The organism is Mesorhizobium sp. B263B2A, from assembly GCF_020165775.1.
GTDB classification, from domain to species: domain Bacteria; phylum Pseudomonadota; class Alphaproteobacteria; order Rhizobiales; family Rhizobiaceae; genus Mesorhizobium; species Mesorhizobium opportunistum.
Map to the genome: position 1 here is coordinate 1 of NZ_JAIUIU010000031.1, position 24699 is coordinate 24699.

General features: G+C 64.3%; 21 protein-coding genes. 14 read left to right on the plus strand and 7 right to left on the minus strand.

All coding sequences use genetic code 11. The annotated features are described in order from the left end of the window. Positions 1-101: 101 nt before the first annotated feature. The 4 genes from coaE to LB568_RS29550 form a co-directional block, all read right to left on the minus strand. Entirely contained in the window at positions 102-689 is a 588-nt protein-coding gene (gene coaE / locus LB568_RS29535; protein WP_224731984.1) for a dephospho-CoA kinase, read from the minus strand. Continuing rightward, complete coding sequence (locus tag LB568_RS29540; protein ID WP_224731985.1) at positions 686-1528, minus strand: shikimate dehydrogenase; 843 nt, start codon at positions 1526-1528, stop codon at positions 686-688. The genes coaE and LB568_RS29540 overlap by 4 nt, the downstream gene beginning before the upstream one ends. After that, entirely contained in the window at positions 1521-2120 is a 600-nt protein-coding gene (locus LB568_RS29545) for a Maf-like protein (protein WP_224731986.1), read from the minus strand. Before LB568_RS29545 ends, LB568_RS29540 begins: the two co-directional genes overlap by 8 nt. A 238-nt stretch (positions 2121-2358) precedes the next feature. Continuing rightward, positions 2359-3273, minus strand: coding sequence for a pyruvate, water dikinase regulatory protein (locus LB568_RS29550; RefSeq protein ID WP_023768960.1), 915 nt, complete (start codon positions 3271-3273; stop codon positions 2359-2361). 310 nt (positions 3274-3583) lie between these two features. Here LB568_RS29550 and hemE point away from each other — a divergent pair, with 310 nt between their 5' ends. From hemE to LB568_RS29570, 4 genes are all read left to right on the plus strand, one after another. After that, positions 3584-4615: a uroporphyrinogen decarboxylase gene (gene hemE, locus LB568_RS29555; RefSeq protein ID WP_224731987.1), complete on the plus strand. Its 1032-nt coding sequence runs from the start codon at positions 3584-3586 to the stop codon at positions 4613-4615. Positions 4616-4692: 77 nt separating this feature from the next. Then, entirely contained in the window at positions 4693-5181 is a 489-nt protein-coding gene (gene hemJ / locus LB568_RS29560) for a protoporphyrinogen oxidase HemJ (protein ID WP_412033936.1), read from the plus strand. A gap of 164 nt (positions 5182-5345) precedes the next feature. After that, positions 5346-6611 (plus strand): transcription termination factor Rho, encoded by a 1266-nt coding sequence (gene rho, locus LB568_RS29565; RefSeq protein WP_013892132.1) that lies wholly within the window; start codon positions 5346-5348, stop codon positions 6609-6611. Positions 6612-6779: 168 nt separating this feature from the next. Continuing rightward, positions 6780-7712 carry a DMT family transporter gene (locus tag LB568_RS29570; protein ID WP_224731988.1) on the plus strand — a complete coding sequence of 311 codons (933 nt, stop codon included), beginning with the start codon at positions 6780-6782 and terminating at the stop codon, positions 7710-7712. 1 nt (position 7713) lies between these two features. On the opposite strand, the gene LB568_RS29575 is transcribed toward LB568_RS29570, so the two are convergent. Beyond that, the gene (locus LB568_RS29575; RefSeq protein ID WP_224731989.1) at positions 7714-9732 is read right to left on the minus strand and encodes a thioredoxin domain-containing protein; all 2019 of its coding nucleotides are present in this window, start codon (positions 9730-9732) and stop codon (positions 7714-7716) included. A gap of 68 nt (positions 9733-9800) precedes the next feature. On the opposite strand from LB568_RS29575, the gene mnmE reads away from it, so the two are divergent. The 5 genes from mnmE (at position 9801) to LB568_RS29600 (ending at position 15776) form a co-directional block, all read left to right on the plus strand. Then, positions 9801-11132: a tRNA uridine-5-carboxymethylaminomethyl(34) synthesis GTPase MnmE gene (gene mnmE / locus LB568_RS29580; RefSeq protein WP_224731990.1), complete on the plus strand. Its 1332-nt coding sequence runs from the start codon at positions 9801-9803 to the stop codon at positions 11130-11132. A gap of 308 nt (positions 11133-11440) precedes the next feature. Next, complete coding sequence (mnmG, locus tag LB568_RS29585; protein WP_224731991.1) at positions 11441-13330, plus strand: tRNA uridine-5-carboxymethylaminomethyl(34) synthesis enzyme MnmG; 1890 nt, start codon at positions 11441-11443, stop codon at positions 13328-13330. Further along, the gene (gene rsmG / locus LB568_RS29590) at positions 13327-13953 is read left to right on the plus strand and encodes a 16S rRNA (guanine(527)-N(7))-methyltransferase RsmG (protein WP_224731992.1); all 627 of its coding nucleotides are present in this window, start codon (positions 13327-13329) and stop codon (positions 13951-13953) included. The genes mnmG and rsmG overlap by 4 nt, the downstream gene beginning before the upstream one ends. Positions 13954-14007: 54 nt before the next feature. Continuing rightward, the gene (locus tag LB568_RS29595) at positions 14008-14808 is read left to right on the plus strand and encodes a ParA family protein (RefSeq protein WP_083833341.1); all 801 of its coding nucleotides are present in this window, start codon (positions 14008-14010) and stop codon (positions 14806-14808) included. A gap of 80 nt (positions 14809-14888) precedes the next feature. Further along, positions 14889-15776: a ParB/RepB/Spo0J family partition protein gene (locus LB568_RS29600; RefSeq protein WP_224731993.1), complete on the plus strand. Its 888-nt coding sequence runs from the start codon at positions 14889-14891 to the stop codon at positions 15774-15776. Positions 15777-16024: 248 nt separating this feature from the next. Here LB568_RS29600 and holA read toward each other — a convergent pair whose 3' ends face one another. After that, a complete protein-coding gene (holA, locus tag LB568_RS29605; RefSeq protein WP_224731994.1) occupies positions 16025-17071 on the minus strand; it encodes a DNA polymerase III subunit delta in 1047 nt (348 codons plus the stop codon). Between the two features lie 502 nt (positions 17072-17573). On the opposite strand from holA, the gene LB568_RS29610 reads away from it, so the two are divergent. From LB568_RS29610 to lpdA, 4 genes are all read left to right on the plus strand, one after another. Next, positions 17574-18806 carry a 3-methyl-2-oxobutanoate dehydrogenase (2-methylpropanoyl-transferring) subunit alpha gene (locus tag LB568_RS29610; protein WP_224731995.1) on the plus strand — a complete coding sequence of 411 codons (1233 nt, stop codon included), beginning with the start codon at positions 17574-17576 and terminating at the stop codon, positions 18804-18806. Between the two features lie 4 nt (positions 18807-18810). Beyond that, positions 18811-19824: an alpha-ketoacid dehydrogenase subunit beta gene (locus LB568_RS29615; protein ID WP_013892143.1), complete on the plus strand. Its 1014-nt coding sequence runs from the start codon at positions 18811-18813 to the stop codon at positions 19822-19824. Position 19825: 1 nt separating this feature from the next. Next, complete coding sequence (locus tag LB568_RS29620) at positions 19826-21148, plus strand: dihydrolipoamide acetyltransferase family protein (RefSeq protein ID WP_224731996.1); 1323 nt, start codon at positions 19826-19828, stop codon at positions 21146-21148. 253 nt (positions 21149-21401) lie between these two features. Next, positions 21402-22793 (plus strand): dihydrolipoyl dehydrogenase, encoded by a 1392-nt coding sequence (lpdA, locus tag LB568_RS29625; RefSeq protein ID WP_224731997.1) that lies wholly within the window; start codon positions 21402-21404, stop codon positions 22791-22793. A 247-nt stretch (positions 22794-23040) separates the two neighbouring features. Here the strand turns inward: lpdA and LB568_RS29630 are convergent, their stop codons facing one another. Continuing rightward, positions 23041-24144, minus strand: a complete 1104-nt coding sequence (locus LB568_RS29630) for a saccharopine dehydrogenase family protein (RefSeq protein ID WP_224731998.1) — start codon at positions 24142-24144, stop codon at positions 23041-23043. A gap of 123 nt (positions 24145-24267) precedes the next feature. Here LB568_RS29630 and LB568_RS29635 point away from each other — a divergent pair, with 123 nt between their 5' ends. Further along, positions 24268-24696, plus strand: a complete 429-nt coding sequence (locus tag LB568_RS29635; protein WP_224731999.1) for an Lrp/AsnC family transcriptional regulator — start codon at positions 24268-24270, stop codon at positions 24694-24696. Positions 24697-24699: the final 3 nt, after the last annotated feature.

A 24699-nucleotide genomic window follows, 5' to 3' on the forward strand; every position in this document is an offset into this window, starting at 1 on the left:
GGGTGGACCGATCATCGATGCCTCACTCCGCTGGAACACCCCTCATCCGTCTCGGCGCTGCGCGCCGATCCACCTTCCCCCACAAGGGGGGAAGGAAGAGCCTAGCGATCCCCAGTGAGCTCCGCGATGATTGCATCGACCTCAGCACGTGCGGCATCCATCCCCTCACCGGTGTCGATGATGAAATCCGCCAGCCTGCGCTTTTCGGCATCCGGCACCTGCTTGGCCAGGATCGCCGCCAGCTTTTCCTCGGTCATGCCAGGCCGTGCCAGCACGCGCTGGCGCTGGACTTCGGCGGGTGCGGTGACGACGACGACCTTGTCGACGCGGTTGCGGCCGCCGGTTTCGAACAGCAGCGGAATATCGAGCACGGCGATCGATTCGCCCGCGGTACGATGCCTGGCCAGGAAGGCGTCGGCGTCGGCGCGCACGAGCGGATGGATGATGGCTTCGAGTTGCTTCAGCGCGGCGGGGTCACCAAGCACACGGGCGCCAAGTCTTGCTCGGTCGACCACGCCGGCAGCGGTTGTTCCCGGGAAAGCCGCCTCGACCAGAGGCGCTGCCTTGCCGGCATAGAGGCGGTGTACCGTCTCATCGGAATCGTGGACCGGCACGCCGGCCTCGGCGAACATCTTGGCCGTCGTCGACTTGCCCATGCCGATCGAACCGGTGAGGCCGAGCACGATCATGGCTTCGGCACCAGGTCGGCGACGATGATCGCGCGGAGCTCGGCCGTGACCTTCGGCCTGACGCCGAACCAGTGTTCGAAACCGGGCACGGCCTGGTTGAGCAGCATGCCGAGCCCATCGACGGTCTTCAGCCCCCTGGCGCGCGCGGCGGCAAGCAGCGGTGTTTCCAGCGGCACATAGACAAGGTCGGTGACGATCGCATGGCTCGGCAGCAGCGTCGGATCGGCGGCGAGGCCCTCATTGCCGACCATGCCGAGCGCCGTGGTGTTGACCAGCAGGCCGGCATCGGCAAGCAGTTCGCCGGTCTCAGCCATGCCGTGCGCCGAAACGCCGGCGCCGAAACGATCGCGCAACTCCACCGCCCGGGCGAGCGTTCGGTTGACGATGCGGATGTCGGAAATGCCGCGCTCTTTCAGCGCGTGGATGACGGCGCGGGAGGCACCACCAGCACCGAGCACCACCGCCGGTCCCTTGCTTGCCCAGCCCGGCGCGTAATCATCGAGATTGGCGGCAAAGCCATGGCCATCGGTGTTGCCGCCCCACAGCGTGCCGTCCTCGAACCACAGCGTGTTGACGGCGCCGATCTCCTCCGCCGCCTGGTCGCGGCGGCCGGCCAGCGCAAAGGCGGCTTCCTTGTGCGGGATGGTGACATTGCCGCCGCGATAGCCGTTGGCCTGCAGGGTTGCCAGGAAGTCGGCAAAGTCGTGCGGCGCGACATCGATCGCCTCGTAGCTGCCGTCGATGCCATGCTTGGCCAGCCAATGGCCGTGGATCTTCGGCGAGCGCGAATGCTTGATCGGATGGCCAGTGACAAAGGCCTTCTTCGTCGCCTCAGCCATCGATCGCTCCAAGCGTGCGCAACTCGGCCAGCAGCGGCAAAAGCGGCAGGCCGACAATGGTGAAATGGTCGCCTTCGATTTTCTCGAAAAGCTGGATGCCTTCGCCCTCGACCTGGTAGGCGCCGACGCTGGCCAGTGCCCTGGCGCCGACGCGGGCGAGGTGGCGGCCGATGAAAGCGGGATGGAGCTTGCGCATGGTCATGGCGGCGATGCCGACATGACGCCACAGCACCTCGCCGTCCCTGACCAGCACGGCGGCGCTGTTGAGCTGATGGGTCTTGCCGGACAAAGCCAGCAAATGGCGCCGCGCGCCTTCCATGTCGGCCGGCTTATGGAACACCTCGTCACCCAGCGACAAGGTCTGGTCGCAGCCGAGCACCAGGGCACCCGGCCTGCGCTCGCTCACCTCGGTGGCCTTGGCCTCGGCCAGCACCAGGGCGACGTCTTCCGGCGAAACACCGCTATCCTGCAACGGTGCCTCGAGCGCGCGCTCGTCGACCTCGGCCGGCACCGCCTCGACATCGACCCCGGCACCAAGCAGCATCGCCTTGCGGAACGGACTGCCGGAAGCGAGGATGATTTTCTCGGTCATGCTTGTTCACCAGGGTTGGCGTTCCGTCACGCACCCCTCATCCGACCGAGCTTCGCTCGGCCACCTTCTCCCACAAGGGGAGAAGGGAGGTGCTGCGCTGACGCCGCTGCAAATCGCCAACTGGTGGTAATCTGCGGGACGCCAGCGCCGAGTTCTTCCTTCTCCCCTTGTGGGAGAAGGTGTCGCCGAAGGCGACGGATGAGGGGTGCGTGACGGAACGCTCACTTATCTCGTCTGCCTAGCGCGACTTCCCCCGCAGGGCAACAATCGCCGCGGCGGTTTCCTCGATCGAGCGGCGGCTGACGTCGATCATCGGCCAGCCATGGCGCGTGCAGATCTGGCGGGCGTAGGCGAGTTCCTCGTTGATGGCGGCGCGGTCGACATAATCGGTCGGCACGTAGGAGCTGCTGTTGCCCAGGATGCGGTTCTGGCGGACATGCGAGATGCGTTCTGCGGTGGCGATCAGCCCGACCACCAGCGGCGTCTTGGCCGCGACCAGGCTTTCGGGCACGGGCACGCCGAGCACGATCGGAATGTTGGCGGTCTTGATGCCGCGATTGGCGAGATAGATGCTGGTCGGCGTCTTCGAAGTCCGCGAGATGCCGATCAGCACGACATCGGCATCGTCCATGTTGAGCGGCAGCTGGCCGTCATCATGGTCCATGGTGAAGTTGAGCGCGTCGATGCGACGAAAATATTCGGCGTCGAGGACATGCTGGGCGCCGACGCGCCGGCCGGCCGGCGTGCCTAGATAGGACTGGAAGACGGTAAGCACCGGCTCCAGCACGGAGACACAGGGCAGGCCCATCGCCGCACAGCGCTCATCGATGCCGCGCGCCAGTTTCTGGTCGACGACGGTGTAGAGAATGATGCCGGGCTCCTCCTCGATGTCCTCGAACACTTTCGCCACCTGCTTTTCGGTGCGGATCAGCGGGTAGATGTGCTCGATGGCGCGCGCGTCCTTGTATTGCGCCGAAGCCGCCCGGCCGGCGGCGAGCAGCGTTTCGCCGGTCGCGTCGGAAATCAGGTGCAGGTGAAAGAAGCTCTGGGGTTTGTTCACAGGGATCACCTGGGGCTGTGGGCGGATGTGGATAAGGTCGGACAGCGAGCCAGGCTCGTTGGAGGCGACTGTATCAGATGCCAGTTTGTCCACAATTCGATGTGCTGTCAGCTTCGCCGGAGGGCTGGGGACAAGTCCGTGGACGGATTCTCTTGGCCTCGGCCTGTCCACAGGGCCGGATTTTCCGGCCGGGTCCTAACGCCTTGGAACCAGTGATGGATTCCCGACTGTCCCCAGAACCCAACAATCCGGCCAAACGAGCGCGCGACAATATGCTTGCTGGCTTTTTGCCTGATGAAGCGGGACAGGTGGCAACCACCAGAACCAACAGACTCTTAGAATCAGAAGAATCTTAGATATAAGAATATTTGATTAGAAAGAGGCTTGGAGAAGCGAGCGCTCGATGCCCCAGAACCGGATCATGCTGGATGTCCTGAAGGGCAAGGCGATTTTTCCTCCACCACTCTGGATGATGCGCCAGGCCGGACGCTATCTGCCGGAGTATCGTGAAACGCGCCGGCGGGCCGGTTCGTTCCTCGATCTCTGCTATGATCCCGACCTTGCGGTCGAAGTGACGCTGCAGCCGATCGAACGCTTCGGCTTCGATGCCTCGATCCTGTTCTCGGACATCCTTGTCGTTCCGCATGCGCTTGGCCGCGACGTGCGCTTCGAGGAGGGCAGAGGACCGCTTTTGACGCCGATCTCGGCAGCGGAAATTTTGGCTCTCGAAAGCGACGTGTTTCACGTGAATCTCGAACCGGTCTACGAGACGGTTCGCCGCTTGCGGGCAAGATTGCCTGATGAGACGACGCTGATCGGCTTCTGCGGCGCGCCGTGGACGGTGGCGACCTACATGATCGCCGGCCACGGCACGCCGGACCAGGCACCGGCGCGGTTGTTTGCTTACCGCGAACCGGCGGCGTTCAAACAGCTGCTGAAGGTGCTGGCCGATCATTCCGCCGCCTATCTGATCCGCCAGATCGATGCGGGTGCCGACGTGGTGCAGATTTTCGATTCCTGGTCGGGCGTGCTCGACGATGCCTCCTTCGAACAGTTCTGTGTTCAGCCGGTGGCCGAGATCGTCAGGCAGATAAGAGCCGTCCATCCCGATGTGCCGATCATCGGCTTTCCCAAGGGCGCCGGCGCCCGCTACCAGAGCTACCGCGAGAAGACCGGTGTGACAGGGCTGGGGATCGACTGGACGGTGCCCCTGGCGGCAGCGAAGGACTTGCAGCGCTCCGGTGCCGTCCAGGGCAATCTCGATCCCTTGCGGCTGGTGGCCGGCGGCAAGGCATTATCCGATGGCGTCGACGCGATTCTCGGGGCGTTGGGGGATGGACCGCTGATCTTCAATCTCGGCCATGGCATCACGCCGGAGACGCCGGTGGCGCATGTCGAGGCGATGGTGAAATTGGTGAGGAGCGCGACACGTTGATGGCTCGGCCAAAAGAGATGAACAATTCAGGCAACACGACTAACACTGGGGGCAGCACCAGCCAGGCAATGATACGCATGACCGTCGGCATCGCCGCGCTGATCGTGCTGACGGCGCTTTTGTTTTTTGTCGCGCCCGACGGTTTCTATCCCTGGGCGAAGGCGATCCATATCCTGGCCGTCATTTCCTGGATGGCCGGCATGCTCTATCTGCCGCGGCTGCTGGTCTATCACGCCGATGCCGAGAAGGGCTCGGTCCAGTCGGAGACCTTCAAGGTGATGGAGCGGCGCCTGCTGCGCGGCATCATCAATCCGGCGATGATCGCGACCTGGATGTTCGGACTATGGCTGGCCTGGAAAGGCTTTGGTTTCCAGGGCGGCTGGCTGCACGCCAAGATCGGTTTCGTGCTGCTGTTGTCCGCCGTTCACGGCTATCTGGCCGGCGCGGTGCGGAAATTTGCCGAGGATCGCAATGAAAAGTCCGCGAAGCACTGGCGGATGATCAACGAGATCCCCACATTGCTGATGATCGCAATCGTGATCCTGGTTGTCGTCAAGCCGTTCTAGGCCTCCATCGGTCGCGTAAAACGCAGCTTGCTCTTTCACCCGACCGACGATAAAAGACGGGTCTTCCTTCCCGTCATGCGCCGCCCTTCACTGTTTTCGGCCGCGCCCGGCATTTGTCGCATCCCGCCGATATATTTTCCCCAAAGCAGATTCAGAGTCCGTCTATGCAAGAAATGAAACTCGCAGAGTTCAAGAACAAGAAACCGCCAGAGCTGATCGCTTATGCCGAATCGCTCGAGGTGGAAAACGCCAGCGTCATGCGCAAGCAGGAGCTGATGTTCGCCATCCTGAAGAAATTGGCCGCCCAGGAGATCGAGATCATCGGCGACGGCGTGGTCGAGGTGCTGCAGGACGGCTTCGGCTTCCTGCGCTCCGCCAATGCCAATTATCTGCCCGGTCCCGACGACATCTACATCTCGCCCTCGCAGATTCGCCGCTTTTCATTGAAGACCGGCGACACCGTCGAAGGGCCGATCCGCAGCCCGAAGGAGGGCGAGCGCTATTTCGCGCTGCTCAAGGTCAACACCATCAATTTCGACGACCCCGAAAAGATCCGCCACAAGATCCACTTCGACAATCTGACGCCGCTCTATCCTACCAAGCGGCTGAAGATGGAGATCGACAATCCGACCAGCAAGGACATCTCGCCGCGCGTCATCGACCTGGTAGCGCCGATCGGCAAGGGACAGCGCGCGCTGATCAACGCGCAGCCGCGCACCGGCAAGACGGTGCTGATGCAGAACATCGCCCACTCGATCACCGCCAACCATCCGGAATGCTATCTGATCGTGCTGCTGATCGACGAGCGGCCGGAGGAAGTGACCGACATGCAGCGCTCGGTGAAGGGCGAGGTCATATCCTCAACCTTCGACGAGCCGGCGGTGCGCCACGTGCAGGTCGCCGAAATGGTCATCGAGAAGGCCAAGCGCCTGGTCGAACATGGCCGCGACGTCGTCATCCTGCTTGATTCCATCACCCGCCTCGGCCGCGCCTACAACACCGTGGTGCCGTCATCCGGCAAGGTGCTGACCGGCGGTGTCGACGCCAACGCCCTGCAGCGGCCGAAGCGCTTCTTCGGCGCGGCCCGCAACATCGAGGAAGGCGGCTCGCTGACCATTATCGCGACCGCGCTGATCGACACCGGCAGCCGCATGGACGAAGTCATCTTCGAAGAGTTCAAGGGCACGGGCAACTGCGAAATCCAGCTCGACCGCAAGGTCGCCGACAAGCGCATCTACCCGGCCATGGACATCCTCAAGTCCGGCACCCGCAAGGAAGACCTGCTGGTGCCGCGCGCGGACCTGCAGAAGATCTTCGTGCTGCGCCGCATCCTGGCGCCGATGGGAACCACCGACGCCATCGAGTTCCTCATCGACAAGCTGAAGCAGACCAAGACCAACGCCGATTTCTTCGATTCGATGAACACGTAACGGTCGGTCCGAAACGTTCGGATTTTTGCATTGAGCCCCATTCCGGGAGACCGGGATGGGGTTTTGCTTTGGCGGGATCAGGTCGCATTCCCGATACCGAATGGCCATATGCGGCGGCACACAACGCCGTCTTCATGCGACGAGTAGCACTCCGCAGGTGCCGACGACGTGAACAAGACAATCCCGACCCTGATCGGCTTTTCGGCCATCCTGACCTGGTCCTTCCTGGCGCTGCTGTCGACTGCAGCGGGGCCGATCCCGCCCTTTCAACTTGCGGCCATGACATTCCTGCTTGGGGCGCTCGCCGGTGCAAGCAGCTGGATCTTCCGGCCGGCGGCTATCCGGTCGCTGCGGCAGCCATGGCCGGTCTGGGCGACAGGGGTTGCGGGACTGTGCATCTACCATTGCGCCTATTTCTTCGCGATCCAGTCGGCGCCGCCCGTCGAGGTCAGCCTGATTGCCTATCTCTGGCCATTGCTGATCGTCGTTTTCGCCGCCTTCCTGCCGGGTGAAAGGCTGCGGGTACACCACATTATCGGTGTTGTCCTTGGTCTTGCCGGCGCGATCGTGGTGATCACCAAGGGCGGCACTATCGGCCTCGCCAACGGCGTGATGAAGGGCCATGTCATAGCGCTGTTCTGCGCCTTCATCTGGGCCGGCTATTCGGTGCTGTCACGCCGGTTCGGCCAGGTGCCGACCGATGTCGTGGCCGGCTATTGCTTCATCACTGCGGCGGTCGCCTTCGCACTTCACCTGACGCTCGAGACCACCGTCTGGCCGCAGACCGCGACGCAATGGAGTGCCATCCTCGTCCTCGGTGCGATCCCGCTGGGCGCCGGCTTCTACGCCTGGGACTATGGCTGCAAGCACGGGGACATCATGATCCTCGGCGCCTTGTCCTACGCCGCGCCGCTGTTTTCGGTGATCGTGCTGCTGCTGGCAGGGTTCGGCGTGTTCCATTGGTCGGTGGCGCTCGCCTGCGTGCTCATCACGATAGGCGCGATGGTTGCCGCCAAGGATTTGCTGTTCAAGTCGCGGCCCGCCGCGGCGCCGGCTGAAACGGCAATTTTGGCTCCGGCGTCGCGGGCTGAGGGCACCTGATCTATCGGCGACGCAGGAGACGCTCGAGCTCTTCCAGATCGGTCACGGCGGGAAGGCAGACCTGACCGGTGCACAGCCAGGCGCCGGGCCTGTTGGTCGGCGGCAGGATTCCACCAGGCAGCAAGGGTCGATTCGCTGCCGTACCGATCGGCACGATGATATCGACGCGCCGCGGGTCGGGGCTTCTATTCGCTACCGGAACGAGCTTTGGATCCTCCGGCGCGTCCACGATGACCAGTTTCAGCGGTTCGATGGCAAGCGCGCAGGCATTGACGATGCCGGCCTGGCCATAGGCCTGGTGCTCGGCGCGGCCGGCGGCATGCTCGGCGATCATCCAGGCCCGCTCCTGCAGGTCGACATCGCCTGTGACGGAGGCGAGCCGGACCAGCGCCTCGATGATCTGGCTGGTGGCCGATGAAATGGCTTCGTCGACATCGCCCCTGATGCGGATCGGCACGTCTGTACTGTCCGAGGCGGTCAGATAATAGCCTGTTCCCGAAGCATCGGCGTGCCAGAGGTCGAGCTGTTCGACGAACCGGCCGGCCTGGTCGATATAGCTCCAATCGCTGGACGCCTCGAACAGCGAGATCGCGGCATTGGTCATGGCCGCGTAATCGCTCGACAGAGCCGGGAACAATTTCCGGGCGCCGAGCATCGAATGCGGCAAACGGTCGTCGCGGCTGGCGGCGCTGATATGGGCGAAGGCTTTTGCTGCGGCATCGATCCAGTCGGGCCGCGCCAGCGAGCGGCCGGCCTCGGCCAGCGCCGCAATCATCAGGCCATTCCAGTCGGTGAGTGTCTTGGCGTCGAGGCCTGGCCGGACGCGCCCCTCGCGCACGGCAAGAAGCCTGGCCTTGAGCGGGATGAGCTGTTCACGATCGGCCACGCTCTGCGAAAGCTGGGCGCTGGTTTGATGGATGATTGGCTTGCCTTCCCAGGACGGCGCGCCGGAAAGTGTGAAGTGTTTGAAAAACAAGGCGGAATCGTCGCCGAGGGCGGCTTCTATCTCGTCTCTGCTCCAGGTGTAGAACAGCCCTTCCTCGCCATCGCTGTCGGCGTCGAGGCTGGCGGCAAAGGCGCCGCCATCGACGCGCATTTCGCGCAACAGCCAGTCGACGGTGTCTTCGATTCGTATCCGGAACAAATCATTGCCGCTTGCGGCGAAGGCCCAGTTGCAGAAGCGGATCAGCTCCGCATTGTCGTAGAGCATCTTCTCGAAATGCGGCACCAGCCATTCCGCGTCGGTGGAGTAGCGGCTGAGCCCGCCGCCGATATGATCGTAGATGCCGCCGCCAAGCATCTGTTCGAGGCTGACCAGCACGTCGTCGCGGTGGGTAGGATTGCCGTCGCGCAGCCAGGACAGCCACAGGGTAAGCATGAATGGCGCGTTGGGGAATTTCGGCGCGCCGCGCAGGCCGCCGAGATCGCGGTCGATCATGCCGTCGATGCGGCCGGCGAGTTCGGACAGCGTGTCGCGATCGAGAACCGCCCTGGAATGCATACCCGAAAGCCGGGCCTCGACATGGGTGGTCAGGCCATCGGCGCTCTGGTGCAGGCTTGTCCGCTTCTCACGCCAGGCTTTGTCGACGGCCTCCATCACCTGGATGAAACCTGGACGGCCATAGCGCGCCTGACGCGGAAAATAAGTGCCGCCCCAGAACGGCTTGCCGTCCGGCGTCAGGAACATGGTCAGCGGCCACCCACCCTGTTCGCCCATGGAGGACAAGGCCGCCATGTAGATCTGGTCGATGTCGGGACGCTCCTCGCGGTCGACCTTGATATTGACGAACAGACGGTTCATGACGGCGGCGACGTCGTCATTCTCGAAGCTTTCATGGGCCATGACGTGACACCAGTGACAGGCGGCATAGCCGACGGAGAGGAGGATCGGCCTGTCCAGGGCCTTTGCCTCCTCGAGAGAAGCCGGCGACCAGGCCCGCCAATGGACGGGATTGCCGCTATGCTGCTGCAGATAGGGGCTGGCTTCGTCGGCAAGCAGGTTTTTCGCGGGCAATGTCACGGCAGGCGACTCGGGCACACTCGGTTCAACGTGTGGCGGAAGCTAGGGCGGTTCAACAAAGCGGGCAAATGTTTTCAGGCGATTCCATCATTGCACTGTCGAGCGGCCGGCTGCCGGCTGGTGTCGCGGTGCTGCGCATTTCCGGCCCGCAGACTCGATTCGTAGTCGAAACGATCGCCGGCGGGATGGTTAAGGCGCGCGCGGCGACCCTGCGCGCGTTCAAAGCGCCGGATGGAACGGTGCTGGACAACGGCCTGGTCGTCTTCTTCCCCGGTCCGGCCAGTTTCACCGGAGAGGACGTCGCGGAATTCCATGTCCACGGCGGGCGCGCTGTTGTCGCTGGAATGCTGCAGACGATCGCCGGTTTCGACGGCGTGAGGTACGCAGAACCCGGTGAATTCACGCGCCGCGCCTTCCTGAACGGCAAGGTCGACCTGGTCGAGACCGAGGCCCTCGCCGATCTGGTCAACGCCGAGACCGAGGCGCAGCGCCGCTTCGCCATCCGCAATACCGAGGGCGCCCAGAGCGAACTCTATCTCGGCTGGCGTCGGCGACTGATCCATGCGCGGGCGATGATCGAGGCGGAGATCGACTTTGCCGACGAGGATGATGTGCCCGGTTCCGTTTCGGATGCGGTTTGGTCTGATGTGCGGGTAATGATCGACGAGATCGATCGGCACATTGCCGGATTCCATGCCGCTGAGATCATTCGCGATGGGTTCGAGGTCGTCATTCTCGGTGCGCCCAATGCCGGCAAGTCGAGCCTGTTCAACGCCTTGGCGCGGTGGGATGCCGCTATTGTAACGGATGAGCCTGGCACGACGCGGGATCTGCTGGAAGTGGCGCTGGATCTCGGAGGGCTGCGCGTCCGGCTGACGGATACGGCCGGGCTGCGGGAAGCGCCAGGGAAGGTCGAGGCGATCGGCATTGAAAAAGCGAGGGCGAAGGCGGACCGCGCCGATCTCTTGCTGGTGTTGGAAGACGTAGCGGACCCCGGGGATATCGGGCCGTTGTCCGCGACGATCCCGGCATTACGCGTCGGAACCAAGCTCGATTTGTTGGACGCGCAAGCGTCCGCAGAAGCGGCCCGACGGTATGATCTCGTTATTTCCGTCGTGAACGGGGCCGGGGTGGATGCATTGCTGGCTGAGATCGGCCGGCGCGCGGCGGATGCGGCAGGCGACGTTGGCGATATCCTGCCGTCGCGGCTGCGCCATGTCGAATTGCTCGACGAAGCGAAGCGGCATCTGGTTCGCGCCATCGACAGTGGCGTTGCCGGCCAGGAGCTGCGTGCCGAGGAGCTGCGGTTGGCCGCCGATCGACTGGGTCGGATTGTCGGCGCCATCGACGTCGAGGATATGCTCGACGTTATCTTCTCGCAATTCTGCATCGGAAAATGACTCACGTGAAACACGCACGCGCCTGAAAGGGACGGTTGGTGATTCACGTGAAACATCGCCAGCCGTGGTGACTCAGCGAAAACACGGCGCCACACCCTACCTCCCCCTTGTGGGGAGGTCGGACCGCAGGTCCGGGTGGGGGTCAGCGCCGCACCCCCACCCCGCTGCTTCGCAGCGACCCTCCCCACAAGAGGGAGGGTATAGACGCATTGCCCTGTTTCACGTGAAACTAGCCGCGAAGTTTTCTTGACAGCTTGACCTTGCGGGGACATGTGTCCCTTCATTCTATTCGAGTCCAGGATTTGGAAATGACCGATCACTATGATGTGGTTGTGGTGGGCGGCGGCCATGCGGGTTGCGAGGCGGCCAGTGCTGCCGCGCGCGCCGGCGCCTGGACGGCGCTGGTGACGCTGCGCTTCGACACGATCGGAGTGATGTCTTGCAATCCGGCGATCGGCGGACTCGGCAAGGGCCACCTCGTCCGCGAGATCGACGCCATGGACGGGCTGATGGGCCGGGTAGCGGATGCGGCCGGCATCCAGTTTCGCTTGCTCAACCGCCGCAAGGGCCCGGCGGTGCGCGGGCCGCGCACACAGGCTGACAGGAAGCTCTATCGCCTTGCCATGCAAGAAGCGATTCGGCAGCAGAACGATCTCGACGTGATCGAGGCCGAAGTGCTCGACTTCGAGATCGATGGGGGGCGGATCGCCGCTGTGCTCCTGGCCAATGGAAGGCGACTTGCCTGCGGCGCCGTGGTGCTGACGACCGGAACCTTCCTGCGCGGGCTCATTCATATTGGCGAGAAGAAGATTGTCGCCGGCCGCATGAACGAGCAGGCGAGCTTGGGCCTGTCGGCGACGATGAGCCGTGCGGGCTTCAAGCTCGGCCGCCTGAAGACCGGCACGCCGCCGCGCCTGGACGGGAGGACCATCGATTGGGCGTCGCTGGAAAGCCAGGCGGCGGACGACGATCCCGTGCCGTTCTCGCTGATGACCGACCGCATCGAGACGCCGCAGATCGACTGCGGCATCACCCGCACGACCGCCGCCACGCATGAGCTGATCCGCGCCAATCTCGGTCGCTCGGCGATGTATTCCGGCTCGATCGAGGGCGTGGGGCCGCGCTATTGCCCGTCGATCGAGGACAAGATCGTCAAGTTCGGTGACCGCGACGGCCACCAGATCTTCCTCGAGCCAGAAGGGCTCGACGACGACACGGTTTATCCCAACGGCATTTCGACCTCGCTGCCGGAGGATGTGCAGCTCGACATCCTGAAGACCATTCCCGGGCTGGAGCGGGCTGTGATGCTGCAGCCCGGCTATGCCATCGAATATGATCATGTCGATCCGCGCGAGCTCAGTCAGACGTTGGAGACGAAGCGTGTCGCCGGGCTGTTCCTGGCCGGACAGATCAATGGCACGACCGGATATGAGGAAGCCGCAGGCCAAGGCTTGCTTGCGGGGCTCAACGCGGCGCGGCGCGCATCGGGCGGCGAACAGATCGTGCTCAGCCGCACCGAGGCCTATATCGGCGTCATGGTCGATGACCTGACCAGCCGCGGCATCAGCGAACCCTACCGGATGTTCACCTCGCGCGCCGAATTCCGGCTGTCGCTGCGTGCCGACAATGCCGATGAGCGGCTGACGCCTCTCGCAGCAAAGCTGGGAATTGCCTCGGCGCAAAGGATGCAGCGGTACGGCGACGCCATGCGGCGGCTCGATGAGGCCCGGGCGCTGGCGACGGCGCTGACGATGACCCCCAATGAGGCAGCGCGGCACGGATTGGAGATCAACAGGGATGGTGTGCGCCGGTCCGGCTATGAGCTGCTGGCCTATCCCGCTGTCGATGTGGCCTGGCTGGCCAGGGTCGAGCCAGGATTTGGTGGAATCGACGCCAAGACGGCGGAGCGTCTCGAAACGGAAGCGAAATATTCTGTCTATCTGGATCGGCAGAAGACCGATGTTGCGCAGATCCGCCATGAGGAGAGCCGGCTGATCCCGGAGACCGTCGATTTCGCCGGTGTGCCCGGCCTGTCCAATGAATTGAAGCAGAAGATGCAGGCGCGGCGGCCGCGTTCCATTGCCGACGCGCAGCGCATGGAAGGTATGACGCCGGCGGCGCTGGCGATCATTGTGGCCCATGTCCGGCATTATGAGGCTGCACAGAGGCCGCAGAGCGAACGAAGAGTTGTTGCGTGAGCTCACTAGAGAGCCTGCAGGGCGCGGCCGGTCCGGTTTCACGTGAAACATTCGATCGCCTGGTGGCGTTCGAAGAGATGTTCCAGAAATGGAACCGCAGCATCAATCTCGTGGCGCAGTCGACATCGGGCGATGTCTGGCAGCGTCACATCCTGGACAGCGCGCAGCTGGCGCGGCTGGAGCCTGATGCCAAGCGCTGGGTCGACATCGGCTCGGGCGGCGGATTTCCCGGCCTGGTGATGGCTTTTCTGCTCGCCGACCGCGACGGCGCCAGCATCGACCTAGTGGAAAGCAACCGCAAAAAAGCTTCCTTCCTGCAGGCCGTTGTTGGTCAGTTCAGCCTGCCGGCCCGGGTCGTGGCGCGCCGCATCGACGAAAGCCATGCGCTTGTTTCGGCACCGCAAATCGTCACGGCGCGGGCCTTGGCCTCGCTGCCGACGCTGCTGGATCTGTCGGCGCCCTGGCTGACGACAGGCGCGCGCGGCCTGTTCCACAAAGGCCGGGATTATCGCGCCGAAGTGCAAGAAAGCGTTAACCGATGGGCCTTCGATCTGGTAGAACATCCCAGTGTGACCGACCCGCATGGCGTCATCCTCGAACTGTCCGACCTGCGACCTGTCTGATCTAGACTTGTCGAGCCATTGGCGACCCGAAAAATGAATTTCTGGCATAAATCCATGATGAAGAACGGCCCCCGAATCATCACCGTAGCCAACCAGAAGGGCGGTGTCGGCAAGACCACCACCGCCATCAACCTCGCCACCGCGCTGGCCGCGATCGGCGAAAAGGTGCTGATCGTCGATCTCGACCCGCAAGGCAACGCCAGCACCGGCCTCGGCATCGACCGCAAGGACCGGACGGTGTCGTCCTATGACGTGCTGACCGGCGAGCTGGAGCTGGAAGAAGCGGCCATCCCGACCGCGGTGCCAGGCCTGTCGATCGTGCCGTCGACGCTCGACCTGCTCGGCATCGAGATGGAGATCGCATCGGCGCCCGACCGGGTGCTCAAACTGCGCAACGCGCTGCGCGCCGCGACCGAGCGCGGGGCGCCGTTCGGCTATGTGCTTATCGATTGTCCGCCGTCACTCAACCTTTTGACTTTGAATTCAATGGCCGCGGCCGATTCTGTTCTCGTGCCGCTGCAATGCGAGTTCTTCGCGCTCGAAGGCCTCAGCCAGTTGCTGGAAACCGTCGAGCAGGTCCGCCGCTCGATCAATCCGGACCTCACCATCCAGGGCATCGTGCTGACCATGTATGACGGCCGCAACAATCTCGCCAACCAGGTGGTTCAGGACGTGCGGCAGCATATGGGCGACAAGGTCTATGAGACCATCATTCCGCGCAATGTCCGGGTGTCTGAGGCGCCGTCCTACGGCAAGCCGGCGATCCTTTACGATTTGAAGTGCTCCGGTAGCCAGGCCTATCTGCAACTGGCCTCGGAAGTGATCCGTCGCGAGCGCAAATTGCGCGCCGCTTGATTGGAGCCGATGCAGGATCAACAGCCGATTCGATACCGAAACGATCTTTAGACCTTGAATAAAGAAGACTTGGAATAAAAATGAGCGAAGACCTTTCGAGAAAGAGACTGGGCCGTGGGCTGGCAGCACTGATCGGCGAAATCGACCGGCCGGCGGCACCCGAAAAACCTGGCATGAGCGCCGACGGCAAGGTGCCGATCGAGTTCATCAGCCCGAACCCGAAAAATCCGCGCCGGCATTTTGGCGATGCCGAGTTGACCGATCTCGCCCAGTCGATCCGCGAGCATGGCGTGGTGCAGCCGGTGGTGGCGCGGCCGTCGCCGACGCAGGCGGGCCGCTACGAGATCATCGCCGGCGAGCGGCGCTGGCGGGCGGCGCAGCGCGCCGGTCTGACCGAGATCCCGGTCATCATCCGCGAGGTCAATGACCGCACCGCGCTCGAGCTGGCGATCATCGAGAACGTCCAGCGCGCCGACCTCAACGCGGTCGAGGAAGCGCAGGGCTATCAGCAGCTGATCGACGAGCACGGCTACACCCAGGCCGATCTCGGCAATGTCATCGGCAAGAGCCGCAGCCACGTCGCCAACACGCTGCGGCTGTTGAAGCTACCGGATGTGATCCGCGACATGCTGGTCGACGGCGCGCTGTCGGCGGGTCATGCCCGTACGTTGGTCACCGCGGAGGATCCGGCCGGTCTGGCCAAGCGCATCGTCGAGGAAGGCCTTTCGGTGCGCCAGGCCGAGGCGCTGGCGCAAATGCCGGCTGGTCCCGCCGCGGCCAAGCCGAAGCAGCCGCAGGGCGCGGCGGAAAAGGACACCGACACGCTGGCGCTGGAAAAGCTGATGACCGACACGCTCGGCATGATCGTGGCTATCGATCACAAGGGCAAGGGCGGCGAGTTGCGGGTTTCGTATCGGTCGCTGGAACAGCTCGACGAGCTGTGCCGGCGGTTGAAGCAGGATCGGTAGTTAGCCGGCGAATTACCTTTGGGATTCGGCGTGGGCTGGCGTTGCCAGCCCTTCTCTTTTTCAGCGTCGATGATTGGCGAAATCGGCGAGGCTGCCAATCTCCCTCCTTGAGGGGGGAGATGGCCGGCAGGCCAGAGGAGGTCGTCTCCATCAAGCGCCGGCATCCTGCTGAAGGGGAAGAAGAGGTTGGCGTCCGGTCGTGCCGACCCCCTCTGTCGCCTTCGGCGACATCCCCCTCGAGGGGGAGATTAGCCGCGTTGCCCCAGCCTCGCGCTCTCCACCGCAATCCCCAGCAACGCCTGTCTTGCCAGCGCCACCGACAAATCCGGCCGCCGTCGCGTCTGCAATACTGCCGTCTGCAGCCGGGTTAGTGCACGGCCAAGCGCGTCGCTGCTCCAGCGCTCCAGCGCCTTCTCGACCAGCTTGCGGCGCGAGAAGAAAACCGGCGGGCGGGCGCCGGCGACGACCGAGGCCGCGTTGCGACCGCCTTGCTCCATCTGGCCACGCATCACCTGGATCTGCTGCAGCTGGCGCATGGCCGAGGACAGCACCAGGAAAGGCTGCCCGCCGGACTGGCAGTGGCGGGTGAAGGCGGTGTCGAAGTCGCCGACCTTGCCTTCCAGCAGCGCGTCGACGGCGTCGTCGAACGAAGCGCCGGACACATCGCCCGACATGGCCCGCACCTCTTCGAGCCCGATTTCCTTCTGGCCGTGGGCGTAGAGTATAAGCTTCTCGATCTCGCCGCGTGAGGCCAACCGGTCGCCGCCGAGATTACGGCGCAGCGCCTGCCTCGCCTCCAGCGTCATCGACATGCCGGCCTTGCGCAACTCGTCATCGATGACCGTATCGATGTCGCGCGCCTCATCGGCGTAGCAGGGCAACGCCATGGCTATGTCTGCGGCCTCGACCACGGCGCGCAGCCCGACGCCTTTCTTCAGATCGCCGGCCTCGATGAGGATGATCGCGTCACGCGCGGGCTCCGCTGCCAGCGCCTTGACATCGTCGGCCAACGCCTTCTGGCCGCTGGCATTGCGCACCCAGAGCAGGCGCCGGTCGGAAAACATCGGCACGGTGCGGGCCTCGTCGAGCAGCCGACCCTCGTCGCGATCGACCTCCGAGCCCTCGAGCCTGACCACCGAGAAGGGATCGTCGAGCGGCAGGCCGGTCTTTGCGGCAAAGGCTTTCGCGCGCTCGGAGACGAGGCCGCGATCGGGGCCGTAAAGCAGGACGATTGAGACGCGCGGATCAGGTCGCGCGAGCCAGGAATCGACCTCGAAAGCTTTCTTCTGTGCCATGAAGGGTGGGTTAGCATGATGCGGGGGCGGCTTCCAGCTTTGGCACCCTTCCTCTCCCTCCGGAGGGGGGAGAGGTGGCGCTGCGAAGCAGCGACGGAGTGGGGGAAGCCGCTCGTCAATCGCGCCGCCGCAAGAGATGCACACGCTGGCGAGCAAGAACTCAGGCAAGCGGCACTGAGGCGGAGCCATCGCTTCAACGAAAGGTCGACCCCCACTCCGTCGAGCTTCGCTCGACACCTCTCCCCCGATCGACGGGGGAGAGGAAGGGCGCGAGCTTGCCAGCCAATCGCCTTATCTTCCGACGAACTCCCGGCAATCTTGGCCCTAATTGCGCGCCAGCCCTCAACATCGACAAGAAATTTCGCGGACATATCTTCATCTTGGTGCGCGAGATGCCGGCGTGGCTGGTCCGATGCGCGAGACCTGCCCCAGCGAATTCGCACTGGTCTGGCGGCGCGGATGTGCAAATATCGGCACCAGGCAACATTGGAGGACAAAGGTCATGACCGATGCTGGGATGTTGCGTTTCCATGTTCCCGAGCCGGAAGTGCGGCCGGGCGGGGCGCCTGACTTTTCCAACGTGACCATTGCCTCGGCCGGTTCGGTGCCGCGTCCCGATATCGACGTCGATCCGCGCACCATCCGCGACATGGCCTTCTCGATCATCCGCGTGCTGAACCGCGATGGCGAGGCGGTCGGGCCGTGGGCCGGGCTGCTCACCGACGAGGAGCTGCTGGAGGGCCTGCGTCACATGATGACGCTTAGGACCTTCGACGCGCGCATGCAGATGGCGCAGCGGCAGGGCAAGACGTCCTTCTACATGCAGCATCTCGGCGAAGAGGCGGTGAGCTGCGCCTTCCGCAAGGCGCTATCGCCGGGCGACATGAACTTCCCGACCTATCGGCAGGCCGGCCTGCTCATCGCCGACGGCTATCCGATGGTCACCATGATGAACCAGATCTATTCCAACGAGGCCGACCCGCTGAAGGGCCGGCAGTTGCCGATCATGTATTCGTCGAAGGAGCACGGCTTCTTCTCGATCTCCGGCAACCTGGCGACGCAGTATATCCAGGCGGTCGGCTGGGCGATGGCTTCGGCGATCTCGAACGACTCCAAGATCGCCGCTGCCTGGATCGGCGACGGCTCGACGGCGGAGTCCGATTTCCACTCCGCACTGGTGTTCGCCTCCACCTACAAGGCGCCGGTCGTGCTCAATGTGGTCAACAACCAGTGGGCGATCTCGACCTTCCAGGGCATTGCACGCGGCGGTTCGGGCACCTTTGCCGCCCGTGGGCTGGGCTTCGGCATTCCGTCGCTGCGCGTCGACGGCAACGACTATCTCGCCGTCCATGCCGTGGCCAAATGGGCGGCGGAGCGGGCGCGCGGCAATCTTGGGCCGACGCTGGTCGAATATGTCACCTACCGCGCCGGCGCGCATTCCAGCTCGGACGATCCTTCCGCCTATAGGCCAAAGACCGAATCCGACGCCTGGCCGCTCGGCGACCCGATCATGCGGCTGAAGAACCACCTGATCCGGCTCGGCGTCTGGTCGGACGAACGGCACGCGCAGGCAGAGGCGGAAATCCTCGACACGGTGATCGCGGCGCAGAAGGAGGCCGAAAGCCACGGCACGCTGCATGCCGGCGGCAAGCCGTCGACGCGCGACATGTTCGAAGGGCTCTACGCCGAAATGCCGCCGCATCTCCGGCGCCAGCGCCAGCAGGCGGGAGTCTGAAGCCATGCCAAGGCGGACCATGATCGAGGCGATCCGTGATGCCATGGATGTGTCGATGGGGCGCGACGACAAGGTTGTCGTGTTCGGCGAGGATGTCGGCTTCTTCGGCGGCGTCTTCCGGTGCACGCAGGGCCTGCAGGCCAAATACGGCAAGAGCCGCTGCTTCGACGCACCGATCAACGAATCCGGCATTGTCGGCTCGGCCATCGGCATGGCCGCATACGGCCTCAAGCCTTGCGTGGAAATACAGTTTGCCGACTACATGTATCCGGCTTACGACCAGCTGACCCAGGAAGCAGCTAGGCTGCGCTACCGCTCGAATGGCGACTTCACCTGCCCGATCGTGGTGCGCATGCCGACCGGCGGCGGCATTTTCGGCGGCCAGACGCACAGCCAGAGCCCGGAAGCGCTGTTCACCCATGTGTCCGGCCTGAAGACGGTGGTGCCGTCCAATCCACATGACGCCAAGGGGCTGCTGATCGCGGCGATCGAGGATCCCGATCCGGTGATCTTCCTCGAGCCGAAGCGGCTCTACAACGGCCCCTTCGACGGCCATCACGACCGGCCGGTGACGCCTTGGTCGAAGCATGAGCTCGGCGAGGTCGCCGACGGCCATTATACCGTGCCACTCGGTAAGGCCGCGATCCGCAGGGCGGGCTCGGCGATCACCGTGCTTGCCTACGGCACCATGGTCTATGTCGCGCAGGCAGCAGTCGAGGAGACCGGCATCGATGCCGAGATCATCGATCTGAGGACGCTCTTGCCGCTCGACCTCGACACGATCGTGGCCTCGGTCAAGAAGACCGGGCGCTGCGTCGTCGTGCATGAAGCGACGCTGACCTCCGGCTTCGGTGCCGAGCTGTCGGCGCTGGTGCAGGAAAACTGCTTCTACCATCTGGAAGCGCCGGTGGCCCGCGTCGCCGGCTGGGACACGCCCTATCCGCATGCGCAGGAATGGGACTATTTCCCCGGGCCGGCGCGGGTCGGCCGAGCCCTTATTGAAACGATGGGAGCTTAAGATGGGCGAACACATCATCAAGCTGCCCGATGTCGGCGAGGGCGTCGCCGAGGCCGAACTTGTCGAATGGCACGTCAAGGTCGGTGACATCGTGCGCGAGGACACCGTGCTCGCCGCCGTCATGACCGACAAGGCGACGGTCGAGATTCCATCGCCCGTCGATGGCGAGATCCTGTGGCTGGGCGCCGAGATCGGCGACACGGTGGCGATCGGTTCACCGATCGTTCGGCTGCAAGTAGCAGGCGAGGGGAATGTGAGGCCGCAAGGCGGCGCCAACGTCGAGCCGGTGGCCGCCGAGCCTCCGGCGAAGCTTCCGACGCCGAAGCCCGAGAGCGCCGCGCCGACCACGAAAGCTCAGTCGGCCAGTGTGCCGGAGGCGAAGCCTGCCCCGGCCGCTTCGAAAAGTCCGGCAAAGATATCCGTCTCCGGCGCGCCGCGTCCGGAGGGTGAAAAGCCGTTGGCATCGCCAGCTGTTCGCCTGCGCGCGAAAGAGGCGGGTATCGATCTCAGGCAGGTCGCGGGAACAGGCCCGGCCGGCCGCATCGGCCATGAGGACATCGAGGCGTTCCTGGCGCGTGGGCCGCAGGTGGCCAAGGCATCGGGCCTTGCCCGCAACGACGCGGTCGAGGACATCAAGGTGGTGGGCTTGCGGCGCAAGATCGCCGAGAAGATGACGCTGTCCAAGTCGCGCATCCCACACATCACCTATGTCGAGGAGATCGACGTCACCGCGCTGGAGGAATTGCGCGCCGCGCTCAACAAGGAAAAGCCTGCGGCCAAGGCGGAGCGGCCCAAGCTGACGCTGCTGCCATTCCTGATGCGGGCGATGGTCAAGGCGATATCGGAGCAGCCCCAGCTCAATTCGCTGTTCGACGACGAGGCGGGCATCATCCACCAGCATGGCGGTATCCACATCGGCATCGCCGCGCAGACGCCGTCGGGCCTGGTGGTGCCGGTGGTCAAGCATGCCGAGGCTCGCGACATCTGGGATTGCGGCGCCGAGGTCGTCAGGCTGGCTGAGGCCGCCAAGTCGGGTACGGCGAGCCGCGACGACCTGTCCGGTTCGACGATCACCATCACCTCATTGGGCGCCATGGGCGGTGTGGCGACGACGCCGGTCATCAACCACCCGGAAGTGGCGATCATCGGCGTCAACAAGATGATGGTGCGGCCGGTGTGGGACGGCACCCAGTTCATTCCGCGCAAGATGATGAACCTATCATCGAGCTTCGACCATCGGGTGATCGACGGCTGGGACGCGGCGGTGTTCATCCAGCGGATAAAGGCGCTGCTGGAAACGCCAGCGCTGATTTTCGTGGATTGAGGGGGATGTTGATCGCGAAGCACGAAGCGTCGGGATCCAGGCTCCCCCTTCTCCCCTTGTGGGAGAAGGTGGCGCCGAAGGCGACGGATGAGGGGTGTTCCAGGGAACGCAGACGTCTCATTCCGCTGAAACACCAACGCCTCACTCCGCTGGAGCACCCCTCATCCGTCTCGGCGCTAACGCGCCGATCCACCTTCTCCCACAAGGGGAGAAGGGAAGGCGCGCCGTGGCGTTCGCCGAAAGGACAGCCAAGATGAAAGAAATCTCCTGCAAGCTGCTCGTCATCGGGGCCGGTCCGGGCGGCTATGTCTGCGCTATCCGCGCCGGCCAGCTCGGCGTCGATACCGTCATCGTCGAGGCCGGCAAGCCCGGCGGCACCTGCCTCAATGTCGGCTGCATTCCGTCGAAGGCGCTGATCCATGCGGCGGAAGAGTTCGAGAAGGTGTCGCACATGGCCGGCGGCAAGAGCCCGCTCGGCATTTCGGTCGCCGCGCCTACGCTTGACCTCGGCAGAACCGTCGCCTGGAAGGACGGCATTGTCAGCCGGCTCAACAGCGGCGTTGCCGGCCTGCTCAAGAAGGCCGGCGTGAAGACCGTGCATGGCTGGGCGACATTCCGTGACGGCAAGACCGTCGCGGTCGAGACCGAGACCGGCGTACAGGTGATCCGCGCCGAGGCGATCGTCATCGCGACGGGCTCGGCGCCGGTCGAACTGCCGTTCTTGCCTTTCGGCGGGCCGGTGATTTCATCGACCGAAGCGCTGGCTTTGAGCGAGGTTCCGAAGAGGCTCGCGGTGGTCGGCGGCGGTTATATCGGGCTCGAACTCGGCATGGCCTTCGCCAAGATGGGTACGGCGGTGACCTTGGTCGAGGCCTTGCCGCGCGTGCTGGCGCAGTATGACGCCGAACTCACCCGGCCTGTCGTGAAACGGCTCGCCCAGCTCGGCGTCGAAGTGATGCTGGGCGCCAAGGCCAAGGGCGTCAAGGGCGATGCGCTGCTGGTCGAGACCGCGGAAGGCAAGAGCGCCAAAATTGCCGCCGACAAGATCCTGGTCACGGTCGGCCGCAAGCCGGTGACCGAAGGCTGGGGGCTCGACCAGATCGACCTCGACATGGCCGGGAAATTCATCCGCATCGACGACCAGTGCCGCACCTCGATGCGCGGCATCTTCGCCATCGGCGACGTCACCGGCGAGCCGATGCTGGCGCACCGGGCGATGGCGCAAGGCGAAATGGTCGCCGAGATCGTCGCCGGCCACAAGCGCGGCTGGGACAAGCGCTCAATCCCCGCCGTCTGCTTCACCGATCCGGAGCTGGTGACGGCGGGCCTGTCACCCGAAGAGGCGAAGGCGCTCGGCGGCGAGATCAAGATCGGCCTGTTCCCGTTCGCCGCCAATGGCCGGGCGATGACGAAGATGGGCGAGGATGGCTTTGTCCGCGTCGTAGCACGCGCGGACAACCATCTGGTGCTCGGCATCCAGGCGGTTGGGCAAGGCGTGTCGGAACTGGCGGCGGCTTTCGGACTGGCGCTGGAGATGGGTGCGCGGCTGGAGGACATCGCCGGCACGATCCATGCCCATCCGACGCAGGGTGAGGGATTCCAGGAAGCAGCGCTCAAGGCGCTGGGCCACGCGCTGCATATTTGAGGGCACTTTTCCTCTCCCTCCGGAGGGGGGGGAGAGGTGGCGCTGCGAAGCAGCGACGGAGTGGGGGAAGCCGGTCCTCAAATGCGCCGCCGCTGGCAACTCACCACAGGGCCTCGATCAGGGCGAGGCATCGTTTCGGCTTGAATAGCAACGCCTGAGCCAGGTCGACCCCCACTCCGTCGAGCTTCGCTCGACACCTCTCCCCCGATCGACGGGGGAGAGGAATGGCGCGAACCTGAGCGCTACCTCAGCTCGCTAGCCGGCTCACCATCTCGTGCTGGGCGTAGGCGCGGCCGAAGCGGTTGGCTAGGAATGCGTCCAGCGCGATCTCTTCCTGCTTGACGAAGCCGGTTGCCGGCAGGCTGCCGTCGGCCAGCATGTCGAGCACAGCGCAGATGCCGGACGCGGTGGTGATCTGGATGGCGCTGCGCACCACGCTGCCGATCCGCTTCGAATAGATCTTGTTGGCGTAGGTCTCCTGCAGCAGGCGGCCGTTCTTGCGGCCGGAGACGGTGACGAAGACGATGACCACGTCCTGCAGCGTTGCCGGGAGCGCGCTCTCGAAAATGTCCTTGAGCACCTCGCGGCGATGGCGGAGCCCAAGGTCGTTGAGCAGCGCCTTCATGATCGCGGCGTGGCCGGGGTAGCGGATGGTGCGGTAGTTCAGCGTCCGCACCTTGCCCTTTAGCGTCTCGGCCAAAGTGCCGAGCCCGCCCGAGGTGTTGAACGCCTCGTAGGTGACGCCGTCGAGCGAGAACTCCTCGCGCTCTTCCAGCGGCGGCACTTCGACCAGCTCGCCCTCGACGATCGCCTCGCACGGCTCGCAATATTCGTTGATGACGCCGTCGGTGCTCCAGGTGAGATTGTAGTTCAGCGCGTTGGACGGGTATTGCGGCAGCGCGCCGACGCGCATGCGTACGCTTTCCAGCGTGTCGAAGCGGCTGGCGAGATCGTTGGCGACGATCGAGATGAAGCCTGGCGCCAGGCCGCATTGGGGAATGAAGGCGCTCTTGCCCGAGCGCGCCAGCTCCTTGACGCGGCGGGTCGAGACGACGTCCTCGGTCAGGTCGAGATAGTGCACGCCGGCACTGGCCGCCGCTTCGGCGATCCGCGTGGTGAGATGGAAGGGTGCCGCGCTCAGCACCGCGAACTTGCCGGCGAGCGCGGCTTCGAGCGTGCCTACTGCGGCGATGTCGAGTTCGAGCGTCTCGACGCCATCGGGCACTTCGGCCGCGGCGAGCTGCGCCGCCGACCGGTCGACGAGGGTGACGTGGTAGTCGCCCGTAGCGGCAAGCATCTCGGCAATTGTCGAGCCGATCTTGCCGGCGCCGACGACGATGATTTTCTTCATGACTGATCCCTCGAACCAAAACTGATTGTGAGAACAGGATCGCAGCTTGCCTGTCGAAAGGAAGCGTGGAATCTGGCAGAGTGAAACCTATCTTTAGCTGAATTGCCGAAGGGATTCGTCGAAATGCTCAGTGAAGCCGAACAGGCCCTGCTTTCCCTGCTGCGCGCCAACGCACGCTCCTCGACAGCCGAACTGGCGCGCCGGCTCGGCGTGTCGCGCACCACGGTGCAGAGCCGGATCGAGCGGCTGGAGCAGCGCGGCATCATCGCCGGCTACGGCGTCAAGCTCTCCGCCGACTACGAGCAGGGACTGGTCAAGGCGCATGTGCTGCTCACCGTGACGCCGAAGCTCGCCGACAAGGTGGTGCGGGCCCTGCAGGCACTGCCGCCGGTCAGGACGCTGCATTCGGTGAGCGGCAATTTCGACATGATCGTCATCGTCGACGCGCCGTCGATCCGCGACCTCGACGCGCTGCTCGACCAGATCGGCGCCATGGACGGCGTCGAGCGGACCTCGTCGTCGATCATCCTGTCGACACGGATAGAGCGGTGAGGG

Bases quoted from the DNA above. Each gene is read 5' to 3' on its own strand.
- coaE (WP_224731984.1), bottom strand. From the start codon at position 689: ATGATCGTGCTCGGCCTCACCGGTTCGATCGGCATGGGCAAGTCGACG.
- LB568_RS29540 (WP_224731985.1), bottom strand. From the start codon at position 1,528: ATGGCTGAGGCGACGAAGAAGGCCTTTGTCACTGGCCATCCGATCAAG.
- LB568_RS29545 (WP_224731986.1), bottom strand. From the start codon at position 2,120: ATGACCGAGAAAATCATCCTCGCTTCCGGCAGTCCGTTCCGCAAGGCG.
- hemE (WP_224731987.1), top strand. From the start codon at position 3,584: ATGCCCCAGAACCGGATCATGCTGGATGTCCTGAAGGGCAAGGCGATT.
- hemJ (WP_412033936.1), top strand. From the start codon at position 4,693: ATGACCGTCGGCATCGCCGCGCTGATCGTGCTGACGGCGCTTTTGTTT.
- rho (WP_013892132.1), top strand. From the start codon at position 5,346: ATGCAAGAAATGAAACTCGCAGAGTTCAAGAACAAGAAACCGCCAGAG.
- mnmE (WP_224731990.1), top strand. From the start codon at position 9,801: ATGTTTTCAGGCGATTCCATCATTGCACTGTCGAGCGGCCGGCTGCCG.
- mnmG (WP_224731991.1), top strand. From the start codon at position 11,441: ATGACCGATCACTATGATGTGGTTGTGGTGGGCGGCGGCCATGCGGGT.
- LB568_RS29595 (WP_083833341.1), top strand. From the start codon at position 14,008: ATGATGAAGAACGGCCCCCGAATCATCACCGTAGCCAACCAGAAGGGC.
- LB568_RS29600 (WP_224731993.1), top strand. From the start codon at position 14,889: ATGAGCGAAGACCTTTCGAGAAAGAGACTGGGCCGTGGGCTGGCAGCA.
- holA (WP_224731994.1), bottom strand. From the start codon at position 17,071: ATGGCACAGAAGAAAGCTTTCGAGGTCGATTCCTGGCTCGCGCGACCT.
- LB568_RS29610 (WP_224731995.1), top strand. From the start codon at position 17,574: ATGACCGATGCTGGGATGTTGCGTTTCCATGTTCCCGAGCCGGAAGTG.
- LB568_RS29615 (WP_013892143.1), top strand. From the start codon at position 18,811: ATGCCAAGGCGGACCATGATCGAGGCGATCCGTGATGCCATGGATGTG.
- LB568_RS29620 (WP_224731996.1), top strand. From the start codon at position 19,826: ATGGGCGAACACATCATCAAGCTGCCCGATGTCGGCGAGGGCGTCGCC.
- lpdA (WP_224731997.1), top strand. From the start codon at position 21,402: ATGAAAGAAATCTCCTGCAAGCTGCTCGTCATCGGGGCCGGTCCGGGC.
- LB568_RS29630 (WP_224731998.1), bottom strand. From the start codon at position 24,144: ATGAAGAAAATCATCGTCGTCGGCGCCGGCAAGATCGGCTCGACAATT.
- LB568_RS29635 (WP_224731999.1), top strand. From the start codon at position 24,268: ATGCTCAGTGAAGCCGAACAGGCCCTGCTTTCCCTGCTGCGCGCCAAC.